Source organism: Cryobacterium sp. Hh38 (assembly GCF_004403235.1).
GTDB lineage: Bacteria > Actinomycetota > Actinomycetes > Actinomycetales > Microbacteriaceae > Cryobacterium > Cryobacterium levicorallinum.
In genome coordinates this window covers 40,374-60,175 of the sequence record NZ_SOHD01000033.1, presented here as the reverse complement: position 1 = coordinate 60,175, position 19,802 = coordinate 40,374, and the positions used below count along the sequence as shown (strand labels likewise).

At 62.8% G+C, this 19,802-nt stretch carries 30 protein-coding genes; 4 read left to right on the top strand and 26 right to left on the bottom strand.

The features are described from left to right. Nucleotides 1–48: 48 nt before the first annotated feature. Nucleotides 49–816: an FABP family protein gene (locus tag E3T41_RS11935; protein WP_134478755.1), complete on the bottom strand. Its 768-nt coding sequence runs from the start codon at nucleotides 814–816 to the stop codon at nucleotides 49–51. A gap of 140 nt (nucleotides 817–956) precedes the next feature. Then, nucleotides 957–1,211, bottom strand: a complete 255-nt coding sequence (locus tag E3T41_RS11930; protein WP_092451125.1) for a hypothetical protein — start codon at nucleotides 1,209–1,211, stop codon at nucleotides 957–959. Nucleotides 1,212–1,283: 72 nt separating this feature from the next. Here E3T41_RS11930 and E3T41_RS11925 point away from each other — a divergent pair, with 72 nt between their 5' ends. The 4 genes from E3T41_RS11925 (at nucleotide 1,284) to E3T41_RS11910 (ending at nucleotide 6,093) form a co-directional block, all read left to right on the top strand. Next, on the top strand, nucleotides 1,284–1,976 hold the full coding sequence (locus E3T41_RS11925; protein WP_092451197.1) for a response regulator transcription factor: 693 nt from the start codon (nucleotides 1,284–1,286) through the stop codon (nucleotides 1,974–1,976). After that, the gene (mshD, locus tag E3T41_RS11920; RefSeq protein WP_158251590.1) at nucleotides 1,945–2,820 is read left to right on the top strand and encodes a mycothiol synthase; all 876 of its coding nucleotides are present in this window, start codon (nucleotides 1,945–1,947) and stop codon (nucleotides 2,818–2,820) included. Before E3T41_RS11925 ends, mshD begins: the two co-directional genes overlap by 32 nt. 151 nt (nucleotides 2,821–2,971) lie before the next feature. Beyond that, complete coding sequence (locus E3T41_RS11915; protein ID WP_092451129.1) at nucleotides 2,972–5,146, top strand: RNA degradosome polyphosphate kinase; 2,175 nt, start codon at nucleotides 2,972–2,974, stop codon at nucleotides 5,144–5,146. Further along, entirely contained in the window at nucleotides 5,146–6,093 is a 948-nt protein-coding gene (locus E3T41_RS11910) for an NUDIX domain-containing protein (RefSeq protein ID WP_092451131.1), read from the top strand. Before E3T41_RS11915 ends, E3T41_RS11910 begins: the two co-directional genes overlap by 1 nt. Nucleotides 6,094–6,148: 55 nt before the next feature. On the opposite strand, the gene map is transcribed toward E3T41_RS11910, so the two are convergent. The 24 genes from map to E3T41_RS11790 form a co-directional block, all read right to left on the bottom strand. Next, entirely contained in the window at nucleotides 6,149–6,979 is an 831-nt protein-coding gene (gene map, locus E3T41_RS11905; protein WP_233195092.1) for a type I methionyl aminopeptidase, read from the bottom strand. A gap of 102 nt (nucleotides 6,980–7,081) precedes the next feature. Then, nucleotides 7,082–7,678: an adenylate kinase gene (locus E3T41_RS11900; RefSeq protein ID WP_092451133.1), complete on the bottom strand. Its 597-nt coding sequence runs from the start codon at nucleotides 7,676–7,678 to the stop codon at nucleotides 7,082–7,084. Next, nucleotides 7,675–8,997, bottom strand: a complete 1,323-nt coding sequence (secY, locus tag E3T41_RS11895) for a preprotein translocase subunit SecY (RefSeq protein WP_092451135.1) — start codon at nucleotides 8,995–8,997, stop codon at nucleotides 7,675–7,677. Before secY ends, E3T41_RS11900 begins: the two co-directional genes overlap by 4 nt. A gap of 128 nt (nucleotides 8,998–9,125) precedes the next feature. Further along, on the bottom strand, nucleotides 9,126–9,686 hold the full coding sequence (gene rplO, locus E3T41_RS11890) for a 50S ribosomal protein L15 (protein WP_092451137.1): 561 nt from the start codon (nucleotides 9,684–9,686) through the stop codon (nucleotides 9,126–9,128). Then, nucleotides 9,686–9,868 (bottom strand): 50S ribosomal protein L30, encoded by a 183-nt coding sequence (rpmD, locus tag E3T41_RS11885; protein WP_066597599.1) that lies wholly within the window; start codon nucleotides 9,866–9,868, stop codon nucleotides 9,686–9,688. The genes rplO and rpmD overlap by 1 nt, the downstream gene beginning before the upstream one ends. Beyond that, nucleotides 9,868–10,575, bottom strand: a complete 708-nt coding sequence (rpsE, locus tag E3T41_RS11880; protein ID WP_369831234.1) for a 30S ribosomal protein S5 — start codon at nucleotides 10,573–10,575, stop codon at nucleotides 9,868–9,870. Before rpsE ends, rpmD begins: the two co-directional genes overlap by 1 nt. Further along, nucleotides 10,572–10,943 (bottom strand): 50S ribosomal protein L18, encoded by a 372-nt coding sequence (rplR, locus tag E3T41_RS11875; RefSeq protein ID WP_092107252.1) that lies wholly within the window; start codon nucleotides 10,941–10,943, stop codon nucleotides 10,572–10,574. Before rplR ends, rpsE begins: the two co-directional genes overlap by 4 nt. 2 nt (nucleotides 10,944–10,945) lie before the next feature. Further along, the gene (rplF, locus tag E3T41_RS11870) at nucleotides 10,946–11,482 is read right to left on the bottom strand and encodes a 50S ribosomal protein L6 (protein WP_092451139.1); all 537 of its coding nucleotides are present in this window, start codon (nucleotides 11,480–11,482) and stop codon (nucleotides 10,946–10,948) included. Between the two features lie 6 nt (nucleotides 11,483–11,488). Continuing rightward, entirely contained in the window at nucleotides 11,489–11,887 is a 399-nt protein-coding gene (gene rpsH / locus E3T41_RS11865; protein WP_092107248.1) for a 30S ribosomal protein S8, read from the bottom strand. A gap of 187 nt (nucleotides 11,888–12,074) precedes the next feature. After that, nucleotides 12,075–12,683 (bottom strand): 50S ribosomal protein L5, encoded by a 609-nt coding sequence (gene rplE / locus E3T41_RS11860; protein WP_092451141.1) that lies wholly within the window; start codon nucleotides 12,681–12,683, stop codon nucleotides 12,075–12,077. After that, nucleotides 12,683–13,042, bottom strand: a complete 360-nt coding sequence (rplX, locus tag E3T41_RS11855) for a 50S ribosomal protein L24 (protein WP_092451143.1) — start codon at nucleotides 13,040–13,042, stop codon at nucleotides 12,683–12,685. Before rplX ends, rplE begins: the two co-directional genes overlap by 1 nt. A 2-nt stretch (nucleotides 13,043–13,044) precedes the next feature. Continuing rightward, complete coding sequence (gene rplN, locus E3T41_RS11850; RefSeq protein WP_092451145.1) at nucleotides 13,045–13,413, bottom strand: 50S ribosomal protein L14; 369 nt, start codon at nucleotides 13,411–13,413, stop codon at nucleotides 13,045–13,047. Nucleotides 13,414–13,447: 34 nt separating this feature from the next. Then, nucleotides 13,448–13,747 carry a 30S ribosomal protein S17 gene (rpsQ, locus tag E3T41_RS11845; RefSeq protein WP_092451147.1) on the bottom strand — a complete coding sequence of 100 codons (300 nt, stop codon included), beginning with the start codon at nucleotides 13,745–13,747 and terminating at the stop codon, nucleotides 13,448–13,450. Between the two features lie 2 nt (nucleotides 13,748–13,749). Beyond that, on the bottom strand, nucleotides 13,750–14,094 hold the full coding sequence (gene rpmC, locus E3T41_RS18840) for a 50S ribosomal protein L29 (RefSeq protein ID WP_092451149.1): 345 nt from the start codon (nucleotides 14,092–14,094) through the stop codon (nucleotides 13,750–13,752). Continuing rightward, on the bottom strand, nucleotides 14,094–14,513 hold the full coding sequence (gene rplP / locus E3T41_RS11835) for a 50S ribosomal protein L16 (protein ID WP_092451151.1): 420 nt from the start codon (nucleotides 14,511–14,513) through the stop codon (nucleotides 14,094–14,096). The genes rpmC and rplP overlap by 1 nt, the downstream gene beginning before the upstream one ends. Beyond that, nucleotides 14,513–15,283 carry a 30S ribosomal protein S3 gene (gene rpsC / locus E3T41_RS11830; protein WP_092107240.1) on the bottom strand — a complete coding sequence of 257 codons (771 nt, stop codon included), beginning with the start codon at nucleotides 15,281–15,283 and terminating at the stop codon, nucleotides 14,513–14,515. The genes rplP and rpsC overlap by 1 nt, the downstream gene beginning before the upstream one ends. Next, entirely contained in the window at nucleotides 15,283–15,648 is a 366-nt protein-coding gene (rplV, locus tag E3T41_RS11825; RefSeq protein WP_092339439.1) for a 50S ribosomal protein L22, read from the bottom strand. Before rplV ends, rpsC begins: the two co-directional genes overlap by 1 nt. 26 nt (nucleotides 15,649–15,674) lie before the next feature. Further along, entirely contained in the window at nucleotides 15,675–15,956 is a 282-nt protein-coding gene (gene rpsS, locus E3T41_RS11820; protein WP_092107237.1) for a 30S ribosomal protein S19, read from the bottom strand. Between the two features lie 9 nt (nucleotides 15,957–15,965). Next, entirely contained in the window at nucleotides 15,966–16,805 is an 840-nt protein-coding gene (gene rplB, locus E3T41_RS11815; protein WP_092451153.1) for a 50S ribosomal protein L2, read from the bottom strand. 22 nt (nucleotides 16,806–16,827) lie between these two features. Next, nucleotides 16,828–17,130 carry a 50S ribosomal protein L23 gene (rplW, locus tag E3T41_RS11810; protein WP_092107233.1) on the bottom strand — a complete coding sequence of 101 codons (303 nt, stop codon included), beginning with the start codon at nucleotides 17,128–17,130 and terminating at the stop codon, nucleotides 16,828–16,830. Further along, the gene (rplD, locus tag E3T41_RS11805) at nucleotides 17,130–17,780 is read right to left on the bottom strand and encodes a 50S ribosomal protein L4 (protein WP_092451155.1); all 651 of its coding nucleotides are present in this window, start codon (nucleotides 17,778–17,780) and stop codon (nucleotides 17,130–17,132) included. Before rplD ends, rplW begins: the two co-directional genes overlap by 1 nt. Before the next feature lie 5 nt (nucleotides 17,781–17,785). Further along, nucleotides 17,786–18,445, bottom strand: a complete 660-nt coding sequence (gene rplC, locus E3T41_RS11800; protein WP_092451157.1) for a 50S ribosomal protein L3 — start codon at nucleotides 18,443–18,445, stop codon at nucleotides 17,786–17,788. Nucleotides 18,446–18,453: 8 nt separating this feature from the next. After that, a complete protein-coding gene (rpsJ, locus tag E3T41_RS11795; RefSeq protein ID WP_035834607.1) occupies nucleotides 18,454–18,762 on the bottom strand; it encodes a 30S ribosomal protein S10 in 309 nt (102 codons plus the stop codon). A gap of 491 nt (nucleotides 18,763–19,253) precedes the next feature. Beyond that, a complete protein-coding gene (locus tag E3T41_RS11790; protein WP_134478753.1) occupies nucleotides 19,254–19,712 on the bottom strand; it encodes a hypothetical protein in 459 nt (152 codons plus the stop codon). Nucleotides 19,713–19,802: the final 90 nt, after the last annotated feature.

The window sequence follows — 19,802 nt, the reverse complement described above, 5'->3', positions numbered from 1 at the left end:
TTACCAGTGCCACGACGCGTCGGCAACCCAGATGGCACAGAAGCAGGGCTAGGAGACCCGGGCGAGGCGGCCGGAGGCGTGGGTGCGCAGGTCCTGGCCCAGGGCGGCGATGTCCCAGGCCCAAAGCAGGTCATTGTCGACCAAGCCGTAGAGGCGGGTGGCGGCCGCGTAGGGCTTGGATCCGGCGGTGCGCAGCACGGCATCCGTGGCGAGGTCGATACGGGGGCCCTTTACCTGGCCAAGGTAGAGTTCGGCGACGCCGCCGGGATGCACGAGCGTGACCTCGATGTCGAAACCACCGTCACGATTGCGCAACGTTTCAACGGCCGCCGCCGAGGTGAACGGGCGCTCCCCCATGCCCGGCAGCATGCCGGGCCCCGGGTCGCCGTCACTCTGGTGACGACTGAGCCGCCAATACCCGGTTTCGGTGACCAGCGGGAGCTTCTCGTCGGACAGCATCTCGGGCGGCAGCGTCGGGGCCGGCGTGGCGACATCCGTTTCAGAGGGAACGTTTTGTTCAGCCAAAGCGGATGCGGCATCCGCCTCAAAAGCAGCGCCAGAACCAGAAGCGCCCTCGGACTCGGGCACAGCGGTATCCGATTTAGAGGCGGCCGCAGCCAGCGGCTCCAGCCAGGTATACGAGCTGTAGTTCAGGTGCGGCAGACCGTCGTGGCTGAAGCTGATGCGGTGGCCGAAGGCACGGCTGACCGACTCCTCGCCGATTTTGTATTCGAGCACACCGGAACCTTCCCAGACTCCGATCAACCAGGAGAGTGGAACAAGTTCGGACGGCAAACCGACCGGAAGGTCAAACATGCGTACTTACCGCTGCCCCCGGAACAGCTTGAAAACGACCATGCCGGATACCCAGGCGATCGACAAGCTGGCCAGTCCGAGCAGGCCTAAAAAGAAAAGTTCCAGTGCTAACAGATCCATGCTGCGAGTCTAGCGGGAGCTCAGAGCAGAGCTACCACAATCGTCGCCGCGACGAGGATCACGAGGGCGCCGGCGATGCTCAGCGTGACCCGTTTCACGTAACCTTCTTTGGTTCCGGTGGCGATCTGCAGTCCGAGCGTGACGAGCGTGCAGCCGGCCAGGGTGAGCCCGAACCAGCCGAGCGCCGACGCCGGCGTGGCGAGCAATCCGGTGAGAATGGCCCCCACAATCGCCAGTAACCACACGGTCGCGATCGTTCTCCAGTGCCAGCTCACGTCTCTATTGTGCCTGAACGGTCGCATCCCGTGGCACGCTAGTATGAAATTCGAGACACTTGGAGGGCGCCCGTGGCGCAGTTGTTGATCCTGACCTCGGCGGCCAACAATGACGTACTCCCCGCCCTGGCGTTGCTGTCACACAGCGCGAAACTGATTCCCGCCCAAGCGGATCAGCTCCTTCACGCCCCGGATTCTGATCTGATTTTGGTGGATGCCCGCAGCAACCTTGCCGCGGCCAAGTCGCTCTGCCAGATTCTGCGCACGATGGGCACCATTACTCCCCTGCTTCTCGTCATCACCGAGGGCGGACTGGCCGCGGTCAGTCCGGACTGGGGCGTCGACGATGTCATTCTCGACACGGCCGGCCCAGCCGAAGTGGATGCCCGTATCCGCCTGAGCATCGGCCGGCTCGCCCAGACGGTGCCCTCGAACACGATCCGCGCGGCCGGAGTCGTGATCGACGAGGCGAGCTACTCGGCCAAGGTGCACGGAAAACCGCTCGACCTCACCTATAAGGAGTTCGAACTGCTGCGGTTCCTGGCCGCGCATCCGTCACGGGTGTTCACCCGTGAACAGCTCTTGAGCGAGGTTTGGGGCTACGACTATTTCGGCGGCACTCGCACGGTCGACGTGCACGTGCGGCGCCTGCGCGCCAAGCTGGGCGACCAGGAATCGCTTATCGGCACCGTACGCAACGTCGGCTACCGGTTCAATGTGCACGAGGAAAACGATGAGCGAGTTCCCAATTCTCTCCGCGCTTAGTAAAACGGATGCCGCCGGGCTGACCGAATTCCACCGCATCGCCGCGGAGGCGCTCGCCTTCGACGGCTACGCGCCCTTCAACGAGCAGGGGCTGTTCGACCTGCACAGCGGCCTGCGGACCGCCTATTTGGTGCGATCGAACGACCTTCTGGTGGGGGCGGCGCTGGCTGGGCGCGGCGAAATCGACCTGGTTATTACGCCGGAGTGTCGCCGACGCGGGTACGGACGGGCGGCATGGGGCGAACTCGGCGCGCTCGAGCCCGGCGAAGTGACCGCGTGGTCGCACGGCGACCACCCCGGCGCGCGCGCCCTGGCGGTCGAGCTGAACTTCGTCGCGGTGCGAACCCTTTTGGAATTGCGCAAGACATTGGCGGACACCATGGAGTCGGCATCCGTTTCCCTGGATGGCGCAGGCATTTCGGCATTTCGGCCAGGCCTGGACGATGCGGAGTGGGTTGACCTGAACGCGCTCGTGTTTGCGACGCACCCGGAACAGGGCGCTATTACCGAGGCCGACCTGGCAGCGCGACAGGCCGAGTCGTGGTTCAGCAGCGACGACTTTCTGATTCTGCGGGACGTTGAGGGTCGCATGATCGGCTACAACTGGCTGAAAATTGACGGGGCGATCGGCGAGATCTATGTGATCGGGGTGTATCCGGATGCCGCCGGTCACGGCTTCGGCCGCGCGCTCATGCAGGCGGGGCTTCAGCGCTTGCACGCTGCCGGCTGCAGTACAGCCGCCCTCTACGTGGAGGCCGACAGCGCCGGCGCCGTGCACCTGTATCGGTCGCTCGGTTTCACCGACCACACGGTCGACGTGCAGTACCGCCGCCTCGCCGGCTGAGGCCATTTCATCCGGTCGGAGCCGACTCGCAGGGTAACACCGGCGAGTTAATCTGGGCGACGCGCCGAAAAGTCAACGGCTCAGAGAATATTTCGTCAGACGTTCACCCGGTTCGTCGCGGTGGCGTGACCAAGGGTGTCAGGATGGACAGATGGACGGCGAAATCACTCAAGCGGACTCGGGTCTCGGAACGGACTTCGATGACGACTTCGACCCACTCTTCTCAAAACTCGATCCGGCGCTGCCCGACGACCGTTACCTCGACCGCGAGCTGAGCTGGCTCGCCTTCAACCAGCGCGTGCTCGAACTGGCCGAGGACGAGTCCCTTCCGGTGCTGGAACGCACCAACTTTCTCGCCATCTTCGCCAGTAACCTCGACGAATTCTTCATGGTGCGCGTCGCCGGCCTGAAGCGCCGCATCCTCACCGGTCTGGCCGTTCCGACGAACGTCGGCCGGGCCCCGCAGGACGTACTGAGCGACATCTCGGCGGCCGCCCACGCCCTGCAGGATCGCCACGCCCTCGCTTTTCAGAACCTCGTGCGGCCCGCCCTCGCCACGGCCGGCGTCGACGTCGTCGACTGGCAGAGCCTCGGCGACGCCGACCGTCGCTCGCTGCGCACCTACTTCTCCAACCAGATATTTCCGGTGCTGATGCCCCTGGCCGTCGACCCCGCGCATCCGTTCCCCTATATCTCCGGCCTCTCCCTCAACCTGGCCGTGCGGGTGCGCAACACCAAAACGGGCAAGCAAGAGTTCGCCCGGCTCAAGGTGCCACCGATGCTGCCGCGCTTCGTGCGGGTCGACCGCACCGAGTCGGTCGATCGCATCCGCTATATCGCGCTCGAAGACCTCATCGCCAACCAGCTCGGCGACCTGTTTCCGGGCATGGAAATTCTGGAACACCACGTGTTTCGGGTCACCCGTAACGAAGACGTCGAAATCGACGAGGACGAAACCGAGAACCTGATCAAAGCTCTCGAGAAGGAGCTGCTGCGGCGCCGGTTCGGCCCGCCCATTCGACTGGAGATCACCGAGGACATGGACGAGGTCACCCTCGGGCTGCTCGTGCGCGAACTCGACGTGACCGAGCAGGAGGTCTACCACCTGCCGGCGCCGCTCGACCTCGGCGGGCTGTTCGACCTGCGCATCGACCGCCCCGACCTGCACTTCGCCAAGCACTTACCGACCACGGCCGCGCAGCTGCTGCCGAGCGAGCCGAACGCCGAGCAGGACATCTTTACGGCGGTCGCACGGCGCGACGTGCTGCTGCACCACCCCTACGAGTCATTCGCCACGAGCGTGCAGGCGTTTCTGGAGCAGGCCGCGGCCGACCCGAACGTGCTCGCCATTAAACAGACGCTGTACCGCACAAGCGGAGACAGCCCCATCGTCGAGGCGCTCATCGCCGCCGCCGACAGCGGCAAGCAGGTGCTCGCCCTGGTCGAGATCAAGGCACGGTTCGACGAGCAGGCCAACATCACCTGGGCACGCAAGCTCGAAAAGGCCGGCGTGCACGTCGTCTACGGACTGGTCGGCCTCAAGACGCACTGCAAGCTCGCCCTCGTGGTGCGCTACGAGAAGGGCGTTTTGCGGCACTACAGCCACATCGGCACCGGAAACTACAACCCGAAGACCAGCCGCATCTACGAAGACCTCGGCTTGCTGACAGCGGATGCCCAGGTCGGCAAGGACCTCACCCGCCTGTTCAACGAGTTGTCGGGTTACGCCATCGAGAAGAAGTTCAAGCGACTGCTCGTGGCTCCCCTGCATTTGCGCAAGGCCCTGCTCAAGCAGATCCAGGCGGAAACCGACAACGCCCTCTCGGGGGCGACCAGCGGCATCCGCATCAAGGTCAACTCGATGGTCGACGAGGACATCATCGACGCGCTGTACCGGGCCAGCCAGGCCGGCGTGCACGTCGACGTCTGGGTGCGCGGCATTTGCAGCCTCAAGCCGGGCGTTCCCGGCATGAGCGAGAATATTCGGGTGCGGTCGATTCTCGGCCGGTACCTCGAGCACTCGCGCATCTTCTCCTTTCACAACCTCGGGGACACGCAGGTGTTCATCGGCAGCGCCGACATGATGCACCGCAACCTCGACCGCCGGGTGGAGGCGCTCGTGCGACTGGTCGACCCGGAACATCTGCTCGAGATCGAGGCGCTGTTCGAACGGGCCATGGACGATCGAACCTCCAGTTGGTGGCTCGATGACACCGGTCACTGGACCCGCCACGACGTCGACGAGAACGGCGTGCACCTCAGCGACATGCAGAACCGGTTGATGCAGCAGATCAGTGCCCGCAAACGACCGCCGGCGCGGCGCTGATGGCGGTCAAGACCACCGACCCGAACGTGTACGCCGCCGGAGCCGTCTGCTGGCGCCTGATCGACGGCCGCATGCACGTGCTGCTCATTCACCGCACCGTGCACGGCGATGTCACCATCCCCAAGGGCAAGGTGGATCCTGGCGAGTCGCTGCCCCGCACCGCGGTCCGCGAGGTCGCGGAAGAGACCGGGCTGGACGTGGCGCTCGGGGTTCCGCTCGGGGTGTCGCACTACGACATGCCCGACGGCCGCACCAAGATTGTGCACTACTGGGCCGCCGAAATCACGCCGGACGCGATCGCGCGGTCAACCTTCGTTCCCAACGGTGAGGTCGCCGCGATCGAGTGGGTGACCATCAAAAAGGCCCGCAGCTACCTGAGCTACCCGGCCGATGTCGAGATTCTCGAGACGTTCTCCGCCCTCGTCGAGTCCGGCGTCACCCGCACGTTCGCGCTGATCGCGCTGCGCCATGGCAAGGCCGCGCCGCGCACCGGCGCCGGCCCCGATGCGCGTCGTCCGCTGACGGCACGCGGGGTCACGCAGGCAACGGACCTCGTGGCCACGATCACGGCCTGGCGCCCGCTGCGCATTATCTCTAGCACGGCCGTGCGGTGCGTCACGACGGTGGCTCCGCTCGCCGCCGCTACGGGCATCCCGATCAAGCAGACGGATCTGATCTGCCAGGACGCGCTCGAAAGCGGTGAAGCGGATGTTCGCTCCATCGTCGGCAAGCGCGTACGCTCCCGCAAAACCGCTGTTTTGTGCAGCCACGGTCCGGTGCTGCCTGAGATCATGCGGGAAATCGCGTTGGCTACCGGGAGTCAGCCGACCACGGCGCTGTTCGACGCCGCAGACCTCGACACCGGCGGGTTCTCGATCGTGCACCTGTCGTCGGAGAACCCGGCCGCGGGCATCCTGGCCATCGAGACGTTCCGCGCGACCGCCTGACCCGCTTTTCGCGGGGGGCGCTCGCTTTGGTCGACGGCGGTCTCGCGAAGCGGCGCTACGGGATCGGGACCGGGGTGATGCCGAACTGGGCGAGGCCGGCTACGCCGCCGTCTTCGGCGGTGAGCACCCAGATGCCGTCCTTGTGCACGGCAATGCTGTGTTCCCAGTGCGCTGCTGCCTTGCCGTCGCTGGTGGCGACGGTCCAGTCGTCGTCCCGGGTGTAGGTATCGATCGATCCGAGCACGACCATCGGCTCGATCGCGACGACGAGGCCCGGCTTCACATCCGGACCCTTGGGGCGTACGCGGTAGTTGAACACGGGCGGAGCCTCGTGCATCGAACGGCCGATGCCGTGGCCGACATAGTCGGTCAGGATTCCGTAGCTGCCCTGCGACTCCACGTAATCTTCGATGGCTTCGCCGACCTCGTTCAGGTGGCGTGCGGTGTGCAGCCGGGCGATGCCGTGCCACAGGGACTGCTCGGTGACATCGGACAGCTTCTGACGCTCGGCCACGACCTCGGGCCGCGACGCGTCCGGCAGCACGAAGCTGAACGCGGCGTCGCCGTTCCAGCCCTCGATAATGGCTCCGCTGTCGATCGAGACGATGTCACCGGCCGCGAGGCGTCGCCCGGAGGGGATGCCGTGCACGACGTCGTCGTTCACTGAGGCGCACACAGTGTGGTGATATCCGGCTTCGAGCTTGAAGTTCGGCTTGCCGCCGAGCGCGACGATGGCGGCCTCGGCCGCAGCGTCGAGTTCGAGGGTTGTGGCCCCGATCACCATGGCCGCGCGGGCGGCCGCGAGCGATGCCGCGGTGGCCAGGCCCGGCGCGACCATGAGGCGCAGCTGGGCGGGGTTCTTGTAGATGGAACGACGAAAACTCACTGATTTCCTACAAACTAGCTCCGAGAAGGGGAGCGATCTTTTCTTATTTACGTGGTGGTGCAGATGATGATGGGCCGAGTCAGGCCCGGCCCCAAACGGGTATTAGAGCGTGCTGCTGTCGGGGCGCAGGCCGCCCTCGGCCAGGGCCGCGAGAATGCGGTCGGTGACCGCCTCAACGGCACCGAGGCCATCGATCGTGACGACGAGGCCACGAGCGCTGTACACATCGATCAGCGGAGCGGTCTGCTCCGCGTAGACGTCCAGACGATGACGGATGACGTCGGCCGTATCGTCCGCGCGGCCCTGCTCGGCCGCACGCTTCAGCAGCCGCGCGACGACCTCGTCAGTGTCGGCGGTGATGAGAACGACGAAGTCGAGCTGGGTACCCGCTGCACTTAGCAGACGGTCGAGCTCAGCGACCTGGTCGGTCGTGCGCGGGTAGCCGTCAAGCAGAAAGCCGTCGGCAGCATCCGCTTCGTTGAGCCGGTCAGCGACAATGGCGTTGGTGAGGGTGTCGGGAACGTATGCCCCGGCGTCCATGAACGACTTGACCTCGATCCCCAGCGGGGTGTTGTTGGTCACGTTGTAGCGAAAAATGTCGCCGGTGGAGATGGCGGGAATATCGAAGGCGAGCGCCAAGCGCTCCGCCTGGGTGCCTTTGCCAGCGCCGGGCGGGCCGATCAGTAGTAAGCGCGTCATTTAAGAAGCCCCTCATAGTGTCGCTGTTGCAGTTGCGAGTCGATCTGCTTGACCGTCTCGAGCCCCACGCCGACGATGATGAGAATGCTCGCGCCGCCGAACGGAAAGTTCTGGTCGGCGCCGATAACCGAGAATGCTACGAGTGGAATCAAGGCGATAAAGCCCAGGTAGAGCGAGCCCGGAAGCGTGATGCGGGTCAGCACGAAGTCGAGGTACTCGGCGGTCGGGCGGCCGGCGCGGATGCCGGGAATGAATCCGCCATACTTCTTCATATTGTCGGCGACTTCTTCGGGGTTGAACGTGATCGCCACGTAGAAGTAGGTGAAGCCGATGATCAGGAAGAAGTACATGGCCATGTACAGCGGCTGGTCCCCACCGGTGAGGTTGTTGGAGATCCAGACGACCCAGGCCGGAGCCTCGGTGCCAGCGGCCGGCTGGTTGAACTGCGCAAGCAGGGCGGGCAGGTACAGCAGAGAGGAGGCGAAGATGACGGGGATCACGCCGGCCATGTTGACCTTGATCGGAATATAGGTGTTGTTGCCGCCGTAGGTGCGGCGCCCCACCATGCGTTTGGCGTACTGCACCGGAATTCGCCGCTGGGATTGCTCGACGAAGACCACGCCGGCGACCACCAGAATTCCGACGATCAGCACGATGATGAGGGTGTCGAGGCCCTGCTGCTGCCCGATGGAGCCGAGCGATCCGGGGAACAAAGCTGCGATCGAGATAAAGATCATGAGCGACATGCCGTTGCCGACGCCGCGTTCGGTGACGAGCTCACCCATCCACATGATGACGCCGGTGCCGGCGGTCATCGTGATGACCATGAGCATGATGGCGTACCAGGCGTCGTTGGTGATCAGTTGCGTGCACTCGGTGCTGGCGGATGTGCCAAACAGGGCGCCGCTGCGGGCGACAGTGATCAACGTGGTCGACTGCAGAATGCCGAGGGCGATCGTGAGGTACCGGGTGTACTGGGTCAGTGTGCTCTGACCGGAGGCACCCTCCTTGTAGAGGGTGTCGAAGTGGGGGATGACCACGCGCAGCAGCTGCACGATGATCGAGGCCGTGATGTACGGCATAATGCCGAGGGCGAACACGCTGAGCTGGAGCAGGGCGCCACCGCTGAACAGGTTGACGAGCTCGTAGAGGCCGCTCGATCCCTGGTTGGCTGCCAGACACATCTGCACGTTGCCGAAGTCCACGAACGGGGCCGGGATGAACGAGCCCAGGCGGAACAGAGCAATAATGCCCAGGGTGAAGCCGATCTTCTTGCGAAGGTCGGGTGTGCGGAAGATCCGCGCAATGGCGCTGAACAAAAAGGCCTCCAGATATTTACACAGACCGACCCGCGCGGGTCGACTTAAAACGATCGAGCTTGTCGAATCACACCAAACGATTTAACTCGATTGACGGATTCGACAAGCTCGATGGAGCGTCTACGGGTTTACTTTACAGTTCCGCCCGCGGCAACAATTTTCTGCTCAGCTGAAGCAGAGACCTTGTCGACCGTCACGTTCAGCTTAACGGTAATCTCACCGGTACCGAGAACCTTGACTTTTTCGTTGTCACGAACCGCACCCTTGGCGATCAGGCTGGCGATGGTGACATCGCCGCCGTTCGGGTAGAGCAGTTCGAGCTTTTCCAGGTTGACAACCTGGTACTCGACGCGGAACGGGTTCTTGAATCCACGCAGTTTCGGGGTGCGCATGTGCAGAGGCATCTGCCCACCCTCGAAGCCGACGCGTACGCTGTAACGCGCTTTCGTGCCCTTGGTGCCTCGACCCGCGGTTTTACCCTTGGATCCTTCACCACGGCCAACGCGCATGCGGGCCTTCTTCGCTCCGGGAGCCGGGCGAAGGTGGTGTACCTTCAGCACGTGCTCGCGGGGCTCAGTCGGCTCGGCTGCAACGGGGGCCTTCTTCGGTGCTGCGGCCTTTTTGGGGGCAGCGGCCTTCTTCGCGGCGGGCTTGTCGGCTACCTTGGTAGCTTCCTTCTCGTCAGCCATTAGTCAATCTCCTCGACCTTTACGAGGTGAGCGACGGTGTTGACGTAGCCACGGTTCTGCGAGTTGTCCTCGCGGATCGTAACGGCGCCAATGCGTCGCAGACCCAAGCTGCGAAGAGTGTCGCGCTGGTTCTGCTTCTCACTAATTTTGGACTTGATCTGTGTGATCTTCAGCTGGGCCATCAGGCACCTGCCTTCGCGGTTGCGGCTGCTGCAGCTGCAGCAGCGTCGGCACGCAGGAAACGGGCCGGAGCCACGTCTTCATAGGCCAGGCCGCGGCGAGCCGCAACCGCACGCGGCTCTTCGAGCTGGTGCAGTGCCTCGACCGTGGCGTGCACGATGTTGATGGTGTTCGACGAACCGAGCGACTTGCTCAGCACGTCGTGGATGCCAGCGCATTCGAGTACGGCGCGCACCGGGCCACCGGCGATAACGCCGGTACCTGCTGCTGCCGGACGAAGCAGAACGACGCCGGCTGCGGCCTCACCCTGTACGGGGTGAGGGATGGTCAGGCCAACGCGAGGAACGCGGAAGAAGTTCTTCTTCGCCTCTTCGACGCCCTTGGAGATAGCGGTCGGGACCTCGCGGGCCTTACCGTATCCAACGCCGACCAGTCCGTTACCGTCGCCGACAACGACGAGAGCGGTGAAGCTGAAGCGACGACCACCCTTGACGACCTTCGACACGCGGTTGATGGTGACGACGCGCTCCAGGAACTGGCTCTTGTCGGCATCGCGGCTTCCGCGGTCCTTGTTCGGGTTGCGCTCACGGCCACCACGACGAGCCTCGCGGGGCTCGTTCTGCGGCGGGGTCGTGGACGCAGCGGTTTCAACCGGTGCAACCGCTTCGGCAGCAACAGGTGCTGTGGTTTCGATCTTTTCAGTGCTCACAGGTTCAATCCACCCTCTCGAGCTCCTTCAGCGATGGCTGCGACGCGTCCTGCGTACTTGCTGCCACCACGGTCAAATACAACGGCTTCGATGCCGGCGGCTTTCGCACGTTCAGCAACGAGCTCACCGACCTTGCGGGCCTTGGCGGTCTTGTCACCATCGAAGGTGCGCAAGTCCGTTTCGAGCGTGGATGCCGACGCAAGGGTGAATCCCTTGCTGTCGTCGACGACCTGCACGAATACGTGGCGAGCCGAGCGCGTGACGACGAGGCGCGGGCGAAGCGCCGTTCCCTCGATCTTCTTGCGAAGACGGGTGTGTCGACGTCCGCGGGCGGCGGCCTTGCTCTTGCCTCTAGTTCCGAGTCCCATGGCTACTTACCGCTCTTTCCGGCCTTGCGGCGAACAATCTCGCCGGCGTAACGCACACCCTTGCCCTTGTAGGGCTCTGGCTTGCGAATCTTACGGATGTTGGCGGCAACCTCGCCGACGGCCTGCTTGTCGATTCCGCTGACCGTGAGCTTGTTGACGCTCTCCACGGTCAGAACGATGCCGACGGGCGGCTCGACGACGACCGGGTGCGAGAAGCCGAGGGCGAACTCAACAGAGGTGCCCTTCTGCGCCGCGCGGTAACCGGTACCGACGATTTCGAGACCCTTGGTGTAACCAACGGTTACGCCGATGATCTGGTTGTTGATCAGGGTGCGAGTCAGACCGTGCAGCGAACGCGACTGGCGTTCGTCGTTCGGACGGGTGACGAGAACGTGACCGTCCTCGATCGACACCGTGATGGGGTTGGAAACGACGAGCGCGAGCTCGCCCTTCGGGCCCTTGACGGAGACGGCCTGGCCGTCAGCCACAACCGTGACCCCGGCAGGGATCGGGATGGGGAGTCTTCCAATACGTGACATTCTCAGTTACCACACGTAGGCGAGAACTTCTCCGCCTACGCCCTTCTTCTCAGCCTGGCGGTCGGTAAGCAGACCGCTGGAGGTGGACAGGATGGCAACGCCGAGGCCGCCGAGAACCGTGGGGATCTCAGTCGACTTTGCGTACACGCGCAGGCCGGGCTTGGAAACCCGCTTGATGCCGACGATGGAACGCTCACGGTTCGGACCGAACTTGAGGTCCAGCGTGAGGGTCTTGCCTACTGTTGCATCCTTGACGGTCCAGGCAGAGATATAACCCTGTGCCTTGAGGATGTCAGCGATGTGCGCTTTCAATTTGCTATGCGGCATCGACACTGTGTCGTGGTACGCCGAGTTAGCGTTGCGCAGTCTGGTCAGCATGTCTGCGACCGGATCTGTCATTGTCATTTTGTGGTGCCTTTCTCGCCTGGTTTCATCATCCGTTACGCGAATGACGACCTGTGGTGGTGAGGAAACCGATCGGTTGAACGGCTTCCGGGGTGAAAATCTGTGTGCGCCTGGCATTTCTGCAGGGCGGGGCCAACCATGAGTTGGGAGCTCGCAAGCGCAAGCTCCCAACTCTAGTTGAAAAACGCTACTTCTGTGCGTCGGCCGTCTTGAACGGGAAGCCGAGCGCCTTGAGCAGCGCGCGACCCTCATCGTTGGACTTCGCGGTCGTAACAACCGTGATGTCCATACCGCGAACGCGGTCAATGCGGTCCTGGTCGATTTCGTGGAACATAACCTGCTCGGTCAGACCGAAGGTGTAGTTGCCCGCACCATCGAACTGCTTGTCGGACAGGCCGCGGAAGTCACGGATGCGAGGAAGGGCCAGGCTGAGCAGCCGGTCCAGGAACTCCCACATGCGGTCGCCACGAAGGGTGACGTGGGCGCCGATGGGCTGTCCCTCACGCAGTTTGAACTGCGCGATGGACTTGCGAGCCTTGGTGACCTGCGGCTTCTGGCCGGTGATCTTGGTGAGGTCAGAAACCGCACCGTCCATCACCTTGCCGTCGCGTGCTGCTTCTCCGACACCCATGTTGACGACAATCTTCGTCAGGGTGGGGATACGGTGCACGTTGGTGAAGCCGAGTTCCTCGGAGAGCTTGGCACTGATCTCATCGCGGTACTTCTGCTTCAGACGCGGCAGGGCCTTGACGGGCGCGGTGCCCTCAGGGGCGGTGCCGGTAACGGTGTCAGTCATTAGAGGTCCTTCCCTGACTTCTTGGCGTAACGAATGCGGACCGTCTTGGTGACGCCGTCCTTCGTTACCTCTTCCTGGCGGAAACCGACGCGGGTCGGCTTCTTGGTCTCCGGGTCGACGATGGCAACGTTGGACACGTGGATGGCGGCTTCGAAGGTCTCGATGCCACCCGTCTTGGTGCCGCGCTGGGTCTGTCCGACGCGAACGTGCTTGGTCACGAAGTTGATGCCCTCAACGAGGACACGGTTCTTCTCGACGTCGACGGAGATGATCTTGCCCTGCTTGCCACGGTCTCCGCCGCGAGCCTGGCTGCGGCCGCTGATGACCTGTACGAGGTCACCCTTTTTGATTCTGGCCATGATTAAATAACCTCCGGTGCCAGCGAGATGATCTTCATGAACTTCTTGTCGCGAAGCTCGCGACCGACCGGTCCGAAGATTCGGGTGCCGCGGGGGTCACCGTCTGCCTTCAAGATCACTGCAGCGTTCTCATCGAACTTGATGTAGGAGCCGTCTGGACGACGGGTTTCCTTCTTGGTGCGAACGATGACAGCTTTGACGATGTCACCCTTCTTGACGTTTCCGCCCGGGATTGCATCCTTGACCGTGGCGACGATGACGTCGCCCAGGCCGGCGTAACGACGGCCGGAGCCACCGAGAACGCGGATGGTCAAGAGTTCCTTGGCGCCGCTGTTGTCGGCAACCCGTACTCGTGATTCTTGCTGAAGCACTTTATAACTCCTTTACGTCAAGTAAGCGCGAGGCTTACTTGGCCTTCTCAAGAATCTCGACCAGGCGCCAGCGCTTGGAGGCGCTAAGCGGACGGGTCTCACTGATCAGGACCAGGTCGCCGATGCCGGCGGAGTTCGCCTCATCGTGCGCCTTCAGCTTGGATGTACGGCGGATGACCTTACCGTACAACGGGTGCTTCACGCGGTCTTCGACCACGACAATGATGGTTTTGTTCATCTTGTCGCTGGTCACGTAACCACGCAGCGTCTTGCGGTAACCGCGAACGAGAGCTTCTGCCTCGGCTGCGACGACCGTTTCGTCAGTCTTCGCCATGACTAGGCCTCCTTCGTCTCGACGGTCTCGGCTGCAGCGTCGTCCGTGGACTCGTCTGCGGCCTTGGCCTTCTTGGTTTTCTTGTCGGCCTTCTCAGCCTTGGCCGGAGCCGGGGCTACGACCGGGGTTGCACGAATGCCCAGCTCGCGCTCACGGAGAACCGTGTAGATGCGAGCGATGTCGCGCTTGACCGCGCGGAGGCGGCCGTGGCTCTCGAGCTGACCGGTGGCCGACTGGAAGCGCAGGTTGAACAGCTCTTCCTTGGCCTTCTTCAGCTCTTCGAACAGCTTCTCATTGTCAAAAGTGTCGAGCTCGACTGGGGCGAGCTCCTTGGTTCCGATCGCCATTATGCGTCGCCCTCCTCGCGCTTGATGATGCGTGCCTTGAGGGGCAGCTTGTGAATTGCACGGGTAAGTGCCTCTTTCGCAACGGCGTCGGTGACACCACTGAGCTCGAAGAGAACGCGTCCCGGCTTGACGTTGGCAACCCACCATTCGACCGAACCCTTACCGGAACCCATGCGGGTTTCGGCCGGCTTCTTGGTCAGCGGGCGGTCGGGGTAGATGTTGATCCACACCTTTCCACCACGCTTGATGTGACGTGTCATAGCGATACGAGCGGACTCGATCTGACGGTTGGTCACGTACGCGGGGGTCAGCGCCTGGATGCCATAGTCACCGAAGGAGACCGTGGTGCCACCAGTAGCGTGGCCGGTACGACCCGGGTGGTGCTGCTTGCGGTGCTTGACTCTACGTGGAATCAACATTATTTAGCCTCAACTCCTGCTGCGACCGGTGCCGCTGCCGGAGCATCTGCACGAGGTGCACGGCGCGGTCGATCGTCACGACGCTCGGGGCGGGACGACTTAGCGTTGGCCTGCTCGCGAGCGAGTTCCTTGTTGGTGATGTCGCCCTTGTAGATCCAGACCTTCACGCCGATGCGGCCGAAGGTGGTCTTGGCTTCGTAGAAGCCGTAGTCGATGTTCGCGCGAAGCGTGTGCAGGGGCACCCGGCCTTCGCGGTAGAACTCGCTGCGGCTCATCTCGGCGCCACCCAGACGACCGGACACCTGGATGCGAACACCCTTGGCGCCGGCGCGCTGTGCGCCCTGCAGGCCCTTACGCATCGCGCGGCGGAAGGCCACACGTGCGCTGAGCTGCTCGGCAATACCCTGCGCGACCAGCTGGGCATCCTGCTCGGGGTTCTTGACCTCGAGGATGTTCAGCTGAATCTGCTTGGCGGTGAGCTTCTCCAGGTCAGAGCGGATGCGCTCGGCCTCCGCGCCGCGGCGACCAATCACAATGCCCGGACGGGCAGTGTGGATGTCAACGCGAACGCGGTCACGAGTGCGCTCGATTTCGATGCGGCTGACGCCGGCACGGTCGAGGCTGGTGCTCAGCAGGCGACGGATCTTGACGTCTTCTGCGACAAAGTCAGCGTAACGCTGACCCGGCTTGGTCGAGTCAGAGAACCAACGCGATACGTGATCGGTGGTGATTCCCAGACGGAAGCCATAGGGGTTTACTTTCTGACCCATTACTTCGTACCCTCCTCAGGAGTGGTGAGCACAACCGTGATGTGGCTGGTGCGCTTCTTGATTTCGAATGCGCGACCCTGGGCACGAGCCTGGAAACGCTTGAGGGTCGTACCCTCGTCAACGAATGCCCGGCTGATGAACAGGTCCTGCTCGTCCAGATACGTGTTGGCTGCATCTGCCTTGACCCGGGCGTTGGCGATGGCCGAGGCCACCAGCTTGTACACCGGATCGGATGCGCCCTGGGGCGCAAACTTCAGAATTCCCAGCGCTTCATGCGCCTGCTTGCCGCGGATCATGTCAACGACGCGACGAGCCTTCTGGGGGGTAACGCGGATGTGACGCACGCGTGCGATCGACTCCACCATTTCTTCTCCTCCTTCACGTCCCCGCGCTAGCGGCGACGGCCCTTCTTGTCGTCCTTCACGTGTCCACGGAAGGTGCGGGTGGGCGCAAACTCGCCGAGCTTGTGGCCGACCATGCTCTCGGTGACGAACACCGGGATGTGCTTGCGTCCGTCGTGCACTGCGATGGTGTGTCCGAGCATGTCGGGGATGATCATCGAGCGGCGCGACCAGGTCTTGATTACGTTCTTGCTCTTGGCTTCGTTCGCCGCGAACACCTTGCGAAGCAGGTGGTCGTCAACGAAAGGGCCTTTCTTAAGACTTCTTGGCATCGTCTACTCCTACTTACGCTTCTTGCCGACGGTGCGGCGACGAACAATGAGCTTGTCGCTTTCCTTATTCGGGTGGCGGGTGCGCCCTTCCTTCTGGCCCCAGGGGCTGACGGGGTGACGTCCACCGGACGTCTTACCCTCACCACCACCGTGCGGGTGATCGACCGGGTTCATGGCAACACCACGAACGGTCGGGCGAACGCCTTTCCAGCGCATACGTCCGGCCTTGCCCCAGTTGATGTTCGACTGCTCGGCGTTACCGACCTCGCCGATCGTCGCGCGGCAGCGAGCATCCACGTTGCGGATTTCACCAGACGGCAGACGAAGCTGGGCGTAAACGCCCTCCTTCGCGACCAGACGAACGGATGCTCCGGCGGAACGGGCCATCTTGGCGCCGCCACCCGGACGCAGCTCGATCGCGTGAATGATGGTACCGGTGGGGATGTTCTTCAACGGCAGGTTATTGCCGGGCTTGATGTCAGCCCCGGCTCCCGACTCGATGATGTCGCCCTGGCTGAGCTTGTTCGGCGCGATGATGTAACGCTTCGTGCCGTCGATGAAGTGCAGGAGCGCGATGCGCGCCGTGCGGTTCGGGTCGTATTCAATTTCAGCGACGCGGGCGTTGACGCCGTCCTTGTCGTTGCGCTTGAAGTCGATCACGCGGTACTGGCGCTTGTGGCCACCACCGATGTGACGGGTCGTGATGCGGCCCTGGTTGTTACGTCCACCGGTCTTGGAGAGGGGACGCAGAAGCGACTTCTCCGGGGTGGAACGCGTGATTTCCGCGAAGTCGGCAACGGATGAACCGCGTCGACCCGGGGTCGTGGGCTTGTACTTACGAATAGCCATTAGTTATCCCTCTGCCTGTCGCTTAGCCGACGGCCGTGAAGATGTCGATGGAGCCAGACTTGAGCGTGACAATGGCACGCTTGGTGTCCTTGCGCTTGCCCATGCCGAACTTGGTGCGGCGAGTCTTGCCCACGCGGTTCAGGGTGTTGATCGAAGCGACCTGCACCTTGAAGATCTTTTCGATCGCGAGCTTGATCTCCGTCTTGTTCGAGCGGGGGTCAACGATGAAGGTGTACTTACCCTCGTCAATCAGGCCGTAGCTCTTCTCAGAGACAACCGGAGAGATGATGATGTCGCGGGGGTCCTTGTTGGTCGCGATAGTCATTATGCGGCCACCTCTTCCTTCTTGGTCTTGCTCTCCACAAACGCGTTGAACGCGGCGGTGGTGAAGACAATGTCGTCGCTGACGAGCACGTCGTAGGCGTTGAGCTGGTCCCACGAGAGGATGTGCACCGTCGGGATGTTGCGAATGCTGCGCAACGTGATCTCGTCGGTACGCTCAAGAACAACCAGCACGTGCTTGCTCGTGGCAATCTGCGAGAGCAGCTCCAGGGCAATCTTCGTGTTGGGGGTCTCAGCCGTGAACAGTGCCTCGACGATGTGCAGGCGGCCACCGCGGGCGCGGTCGCTCAGTGCACCCTTGAGGGCTGCGGCAATCATCTTTTTCGGGGTGCGCTGGTCGTAGCTGCGCGGGGTCGGTCCGTGGACGATTCCACCACCGGTCATCTGAGGAGCGCGGATCGAGCCCTGACGAGCGCGACCGGTTCCTTTCTGCTTGAACGGCTTGCGGCCGGCACCGGAAACTTCTCCACGGCGCTTGACCTTGCTCGTTCCCTGGCGTGCGGCAGCAAGCTGCGCAACAACGACCTGGTGGATGAGAGGAATGTTGGCGGGAACGTCGAAGAGCTCGTCGGGAAGCTCGGCAGAGCCTGCCTTCTTGCCCTTGGCGTCAATGATGTCGAGTGCTGTAGCCATAAGGACTACGCTCCCTTCACTGCGTTGCGAACGAATACGAGGCGGCCACGAGCACCGGGAACGGCACCCTTGACGAGCATGAGGCCCTTATCGGCGTCAATAGCGTGCACCTTGAGGTTCAGCACGGTTACGCGCTCGCCACCCATACGACCAGCCATGCGCATGCCCTTGAAGACACGGCTCGGGGTCGAAGAAGCACCGATGGAACCGGGCTTGCGGTGGTTACGGTGCGAACCGTGTGAAGAGGAAACACCCTTGAAGTTGTGACGCTTCATAACACCGGCGAAGCCCTTACCCTTGCTGGTGCCCATGACGTCAACCTTGGTGCCGGCAGCGAAAACACCGTCAACGGTGAGCTCCTGGCCGAGGTTGTAGTCAGCGGCATCCGCGGTGCGGAGCTCGGTGATGTGGCGACGCGGCGTGACGCCGGCCTTGTCGAAGTGACCGGCAAGGGGCTTGTTGACCTTGCGCGGGTCGATGGGGCCAGCGGCGATCTGAACGCCGTTGTAGCCGTCGACGGCCTTGGTACGAACCTGCGTGACAACGTTCGGCGCGATTTCGATGACGGTAACGGGAACAAGTTTGTTGTTCTCGTCCCACACCTGGGTCATGCCGAGCTTCTTGCCAAGGAGACCCTTGGTGGTTTTGGTATCTGCGTAAGACATCGCGGGCCCTAGAGCTTGATCTCGATGTTGACGTCGGCCGGAAGGTCGAGGCGCATGAGCGAGTCAACAGCCTTCGGGGTCGGGTCGATGATGTCGATCAGACGCTTGTGGGTGCGCATTTCAAAGTGCTCCCGGCTGTCCTTGTACTTGTGAGGAGAACGGATGACACACACCACGTTCTTCTCGGTCGGAAGCGGCACCGGGCCGACGACTGTAGCGCCCGCACGGGTCACTGTGTCGACGATCTTGCGCGCCGAAATGTCGATGACCTCGTGGTCATACGACTTAAGTCGAATGCGGATCTTCTGTCCCGCCATGTCGAACTCTCTCTCTGTCGAGGCGTCTTACAGACAACGGCACTGTTTGCCGAGGTTGCATTGGACGCCGTAGTAGCACTGCTGCTGAAAGCACCACTGTTCAAATGTCAATTTGATTCACGTACGAATAAACGACGCTCATCATCAACGCCGACTCCCAGAGCAGAACCTGGGGGACGACACGGTTTTACCCACGCCGACCAGATCGTTGATTTATGCTGCGCTCTGCTCCCTGCGGCCTAGCCTGCGATCGTTGCTCTTGCGACAAGTGTTCTTCGTAGAGGGTGACGCGACTATGCACTGCCTGGCAGTGATTCCGGCGACGCGTAGCGCACGCCGAAAGTGTTGAACTAGAAGAGTCTGCCACACAGTTACCACTTCATGCAACCCGGGCGTGTCGCACGCGTCTCGTCGGCTCGTTCTTGTCGGGCGATTCGCAGACGTAGGCCCGCGGCCGGCCGCGGGCCTACGCTCTGCTGCGCTGTGCGGGGCTAGCCCTGAATGCCGGCGGCGACGCGCGGGCTCTGGTCGGCGCAGCTCTTGGCGGCGGACTCGGTCAGCACTCGCTCGGCCATGATTTGACGCGACTGGCCGGAGAGGCCCGATGTCGGGTATTCGGCCAGCACCTTGGAGATGATTTCGGGGACCGACAGGGCGGCGTACTCGTCGAGACTGTTGCAGACCAACATGCTGTAGACGCTGACCGTGCTCGCCACGATGTCGTCGAGGATCTGCTGTTCCGTCTTCGCAGTCGGCGAGGAAATGGGTGTCGGCGCAAGCGTCGGGGTAGGGATCGTGCTCGGCGCCGGCGCGGACGCTCCCGACCCAACGGCCGATTGGGCAGCGGGGGCGGACCCGACCAGTCGCGGCACGATCACCACGGCGAGGATGCCGACCACCAGGATCGCGATCGCCATCAGGATGCGCACTTCGAGCTTAGATATCTGCATGGGCAGACCATAACCGAAAACTGAGGATCCTGCAGGGAACCGGGCGCAACGCCATTCGCCGGAACCCAGACCCTGACATCCTCGCGACGA

Bases quoted from the DNA above. Each gene is read 5' to 3' on its own strand.
- rplO (WP_092451137.1), bottom strand. From the start codon at position 9,686: ATGGCTGACGAGAAGGAAGCTACCAAGGTAGCCGACAAGCCCGCCGCG.
- rplF (WP_092451139.1), bottom strand. From the start codon at position 11,482: ATGTCACGTATTGGAAGACTCCCCATCCCGATCCCTGCCGGGGTCACG.
- mshD (WP_158251590.1), top strand. From the start codon at position 1,945: ATGAGCGAGTTCCCAATTCTCTCCGCGCTTAGTAAAACGGATGCCGCC.
- rplR (WP_092107252.1), bottom strand. From the start codon at position 10,943: ATGGGACTCGGAACTAGAGGCAAGAGCAAGGCCGCCGCCCGCGGACGT.
- rplX (WP_092451143.1), bottom strand. From the start codon at position 13,042: ATGGCCAGAATCAAAAAGGGTGACCTCGTACAGGTCATCAGCGGCCGC.
- rplB (WP_092451153.1), bottom strand. From the start codon at position 16,805: ATGGCTATTCGTAAGTACAAGCCCACGACCCCGGGTCGACGCGGTTCA.
- rpsQ (WP_092451147.1), bottom strand. From the start codon at position 13,747: ATGGCGAAGACTGACGAAACGGTCGTCGCAGCCGAGGCAGAAGCTCTC.
- rpmD (WP_066597599.1), bottom strand. From the start codon at position 9,868: ATGGCCCAGCTGAAGATCACACAGATCAAGTCCAAAATTAGTGAGAAG.
- E3T41_RS11935 (WP_134478755.1), bottom strand. From the start codon at position 816: ATGTTTGACCTTCCGGTCGGTTTGCCGTCCGAACTTGTTCCACTCTCC.
- rpsS (WP_092107237.1), bottom strand. From the start codon at position 15,956: ATGCCAAGAAGTCTTAAGAAAGGCCCTTTCGTTGACGACCACCTGCTT.
- rplW (WP_092107233.1), bottom strand. From the start codon at position 17,130: ATGACTATCGCGACCAACAAGGACCCCCGCGACATCATCATCTCTCCG.
- rplE (WP_092451141.1), bottom strand. From the start codon at position 12,683: ATGACTGACACCGTTACCGGCACCGCCCCTGAGGGCACCGCGCCCGTC.
- rpsC (WP_092107240.1), bottom strand. From the start codon at position 15,283: ATGGGTCAGAAAGTAAACCCCTATGGCTTCCGTCTGGGAATCACCACC.
- E3T41_RS11900 (WP_092451133.1), bottom strand. From the start codon at position 7,678: ATGACGCGCTTACTACTGATCGGCCCGCCCGGCGCTGGCAAAGGCACC.
- rpsH (WP_092107248.1), bottom strand. From the start codon at position 11,887: ATGACAATGACAGATCCGGTCGCAGACATGCTGACCAGACTGCGCAAC.
- rplC (WP_092451157.1), bottom strand. From the start codon at position 18,445: ATGTCTTACGCAGATACCAAAACCACCAAGGGTCTCCTTGGCAAGAAG.
- E3T41_RS11915 (WP_092451129.1), top strand. From the start codon at position 2,972: ATGGACGGCGAAATCACTCAAGCGGACTCGGGTCTCGGAACGGACTTC.
- rplV (WP_092339439.1), bottom strand. From the start codon at position 15,648: ATGGTGGAGTCGATCGCACGCGTGCGTCACATCCGCGTTACCCCCCAG.
- rplP (WP_092451151.1), bottom strand. From the start codon at position 14,513: ATGTTGATTCCACGTAGAGTCAAGCACCGCAAGCAGCACCACCCGGGT.
- rpsJ (WP_035834607.1), bottom strand. From the start codon at position 18,762: ATGGCGGGACAGAAGATCCGCATTCGACTTAAGTCGTATGACCACGAG.
- rpmC (WP_092451149.1), bottom strand. From the start codon at position 14,094: ATGGCGATCGGAACCAAGGAGCTCGCCCCAGTCGAGCTCGACACTTTT.
- E3T41_RS11790 (WP_134478753.1), bottom strand. From the start codon at position 19,712: ATGCAGATATCTAAGCTCGAAGTGCGCATCCTGATGGCGATCGCGATC.
- rplD (WP_092451155.1), bottom strand. From the start codon at position 17,780: ATGGCTACAGCACTCGACATCATTGACGCCAAGGGCAAGAAGGCAGGC.
- E3T41_RS11910 (WP_092451131.1), top strand. From the start codon at position 5,146: ATGGCGGTCAAGACCACCGACCCGAACGTGTACGCCGCCGGAGCCGTC.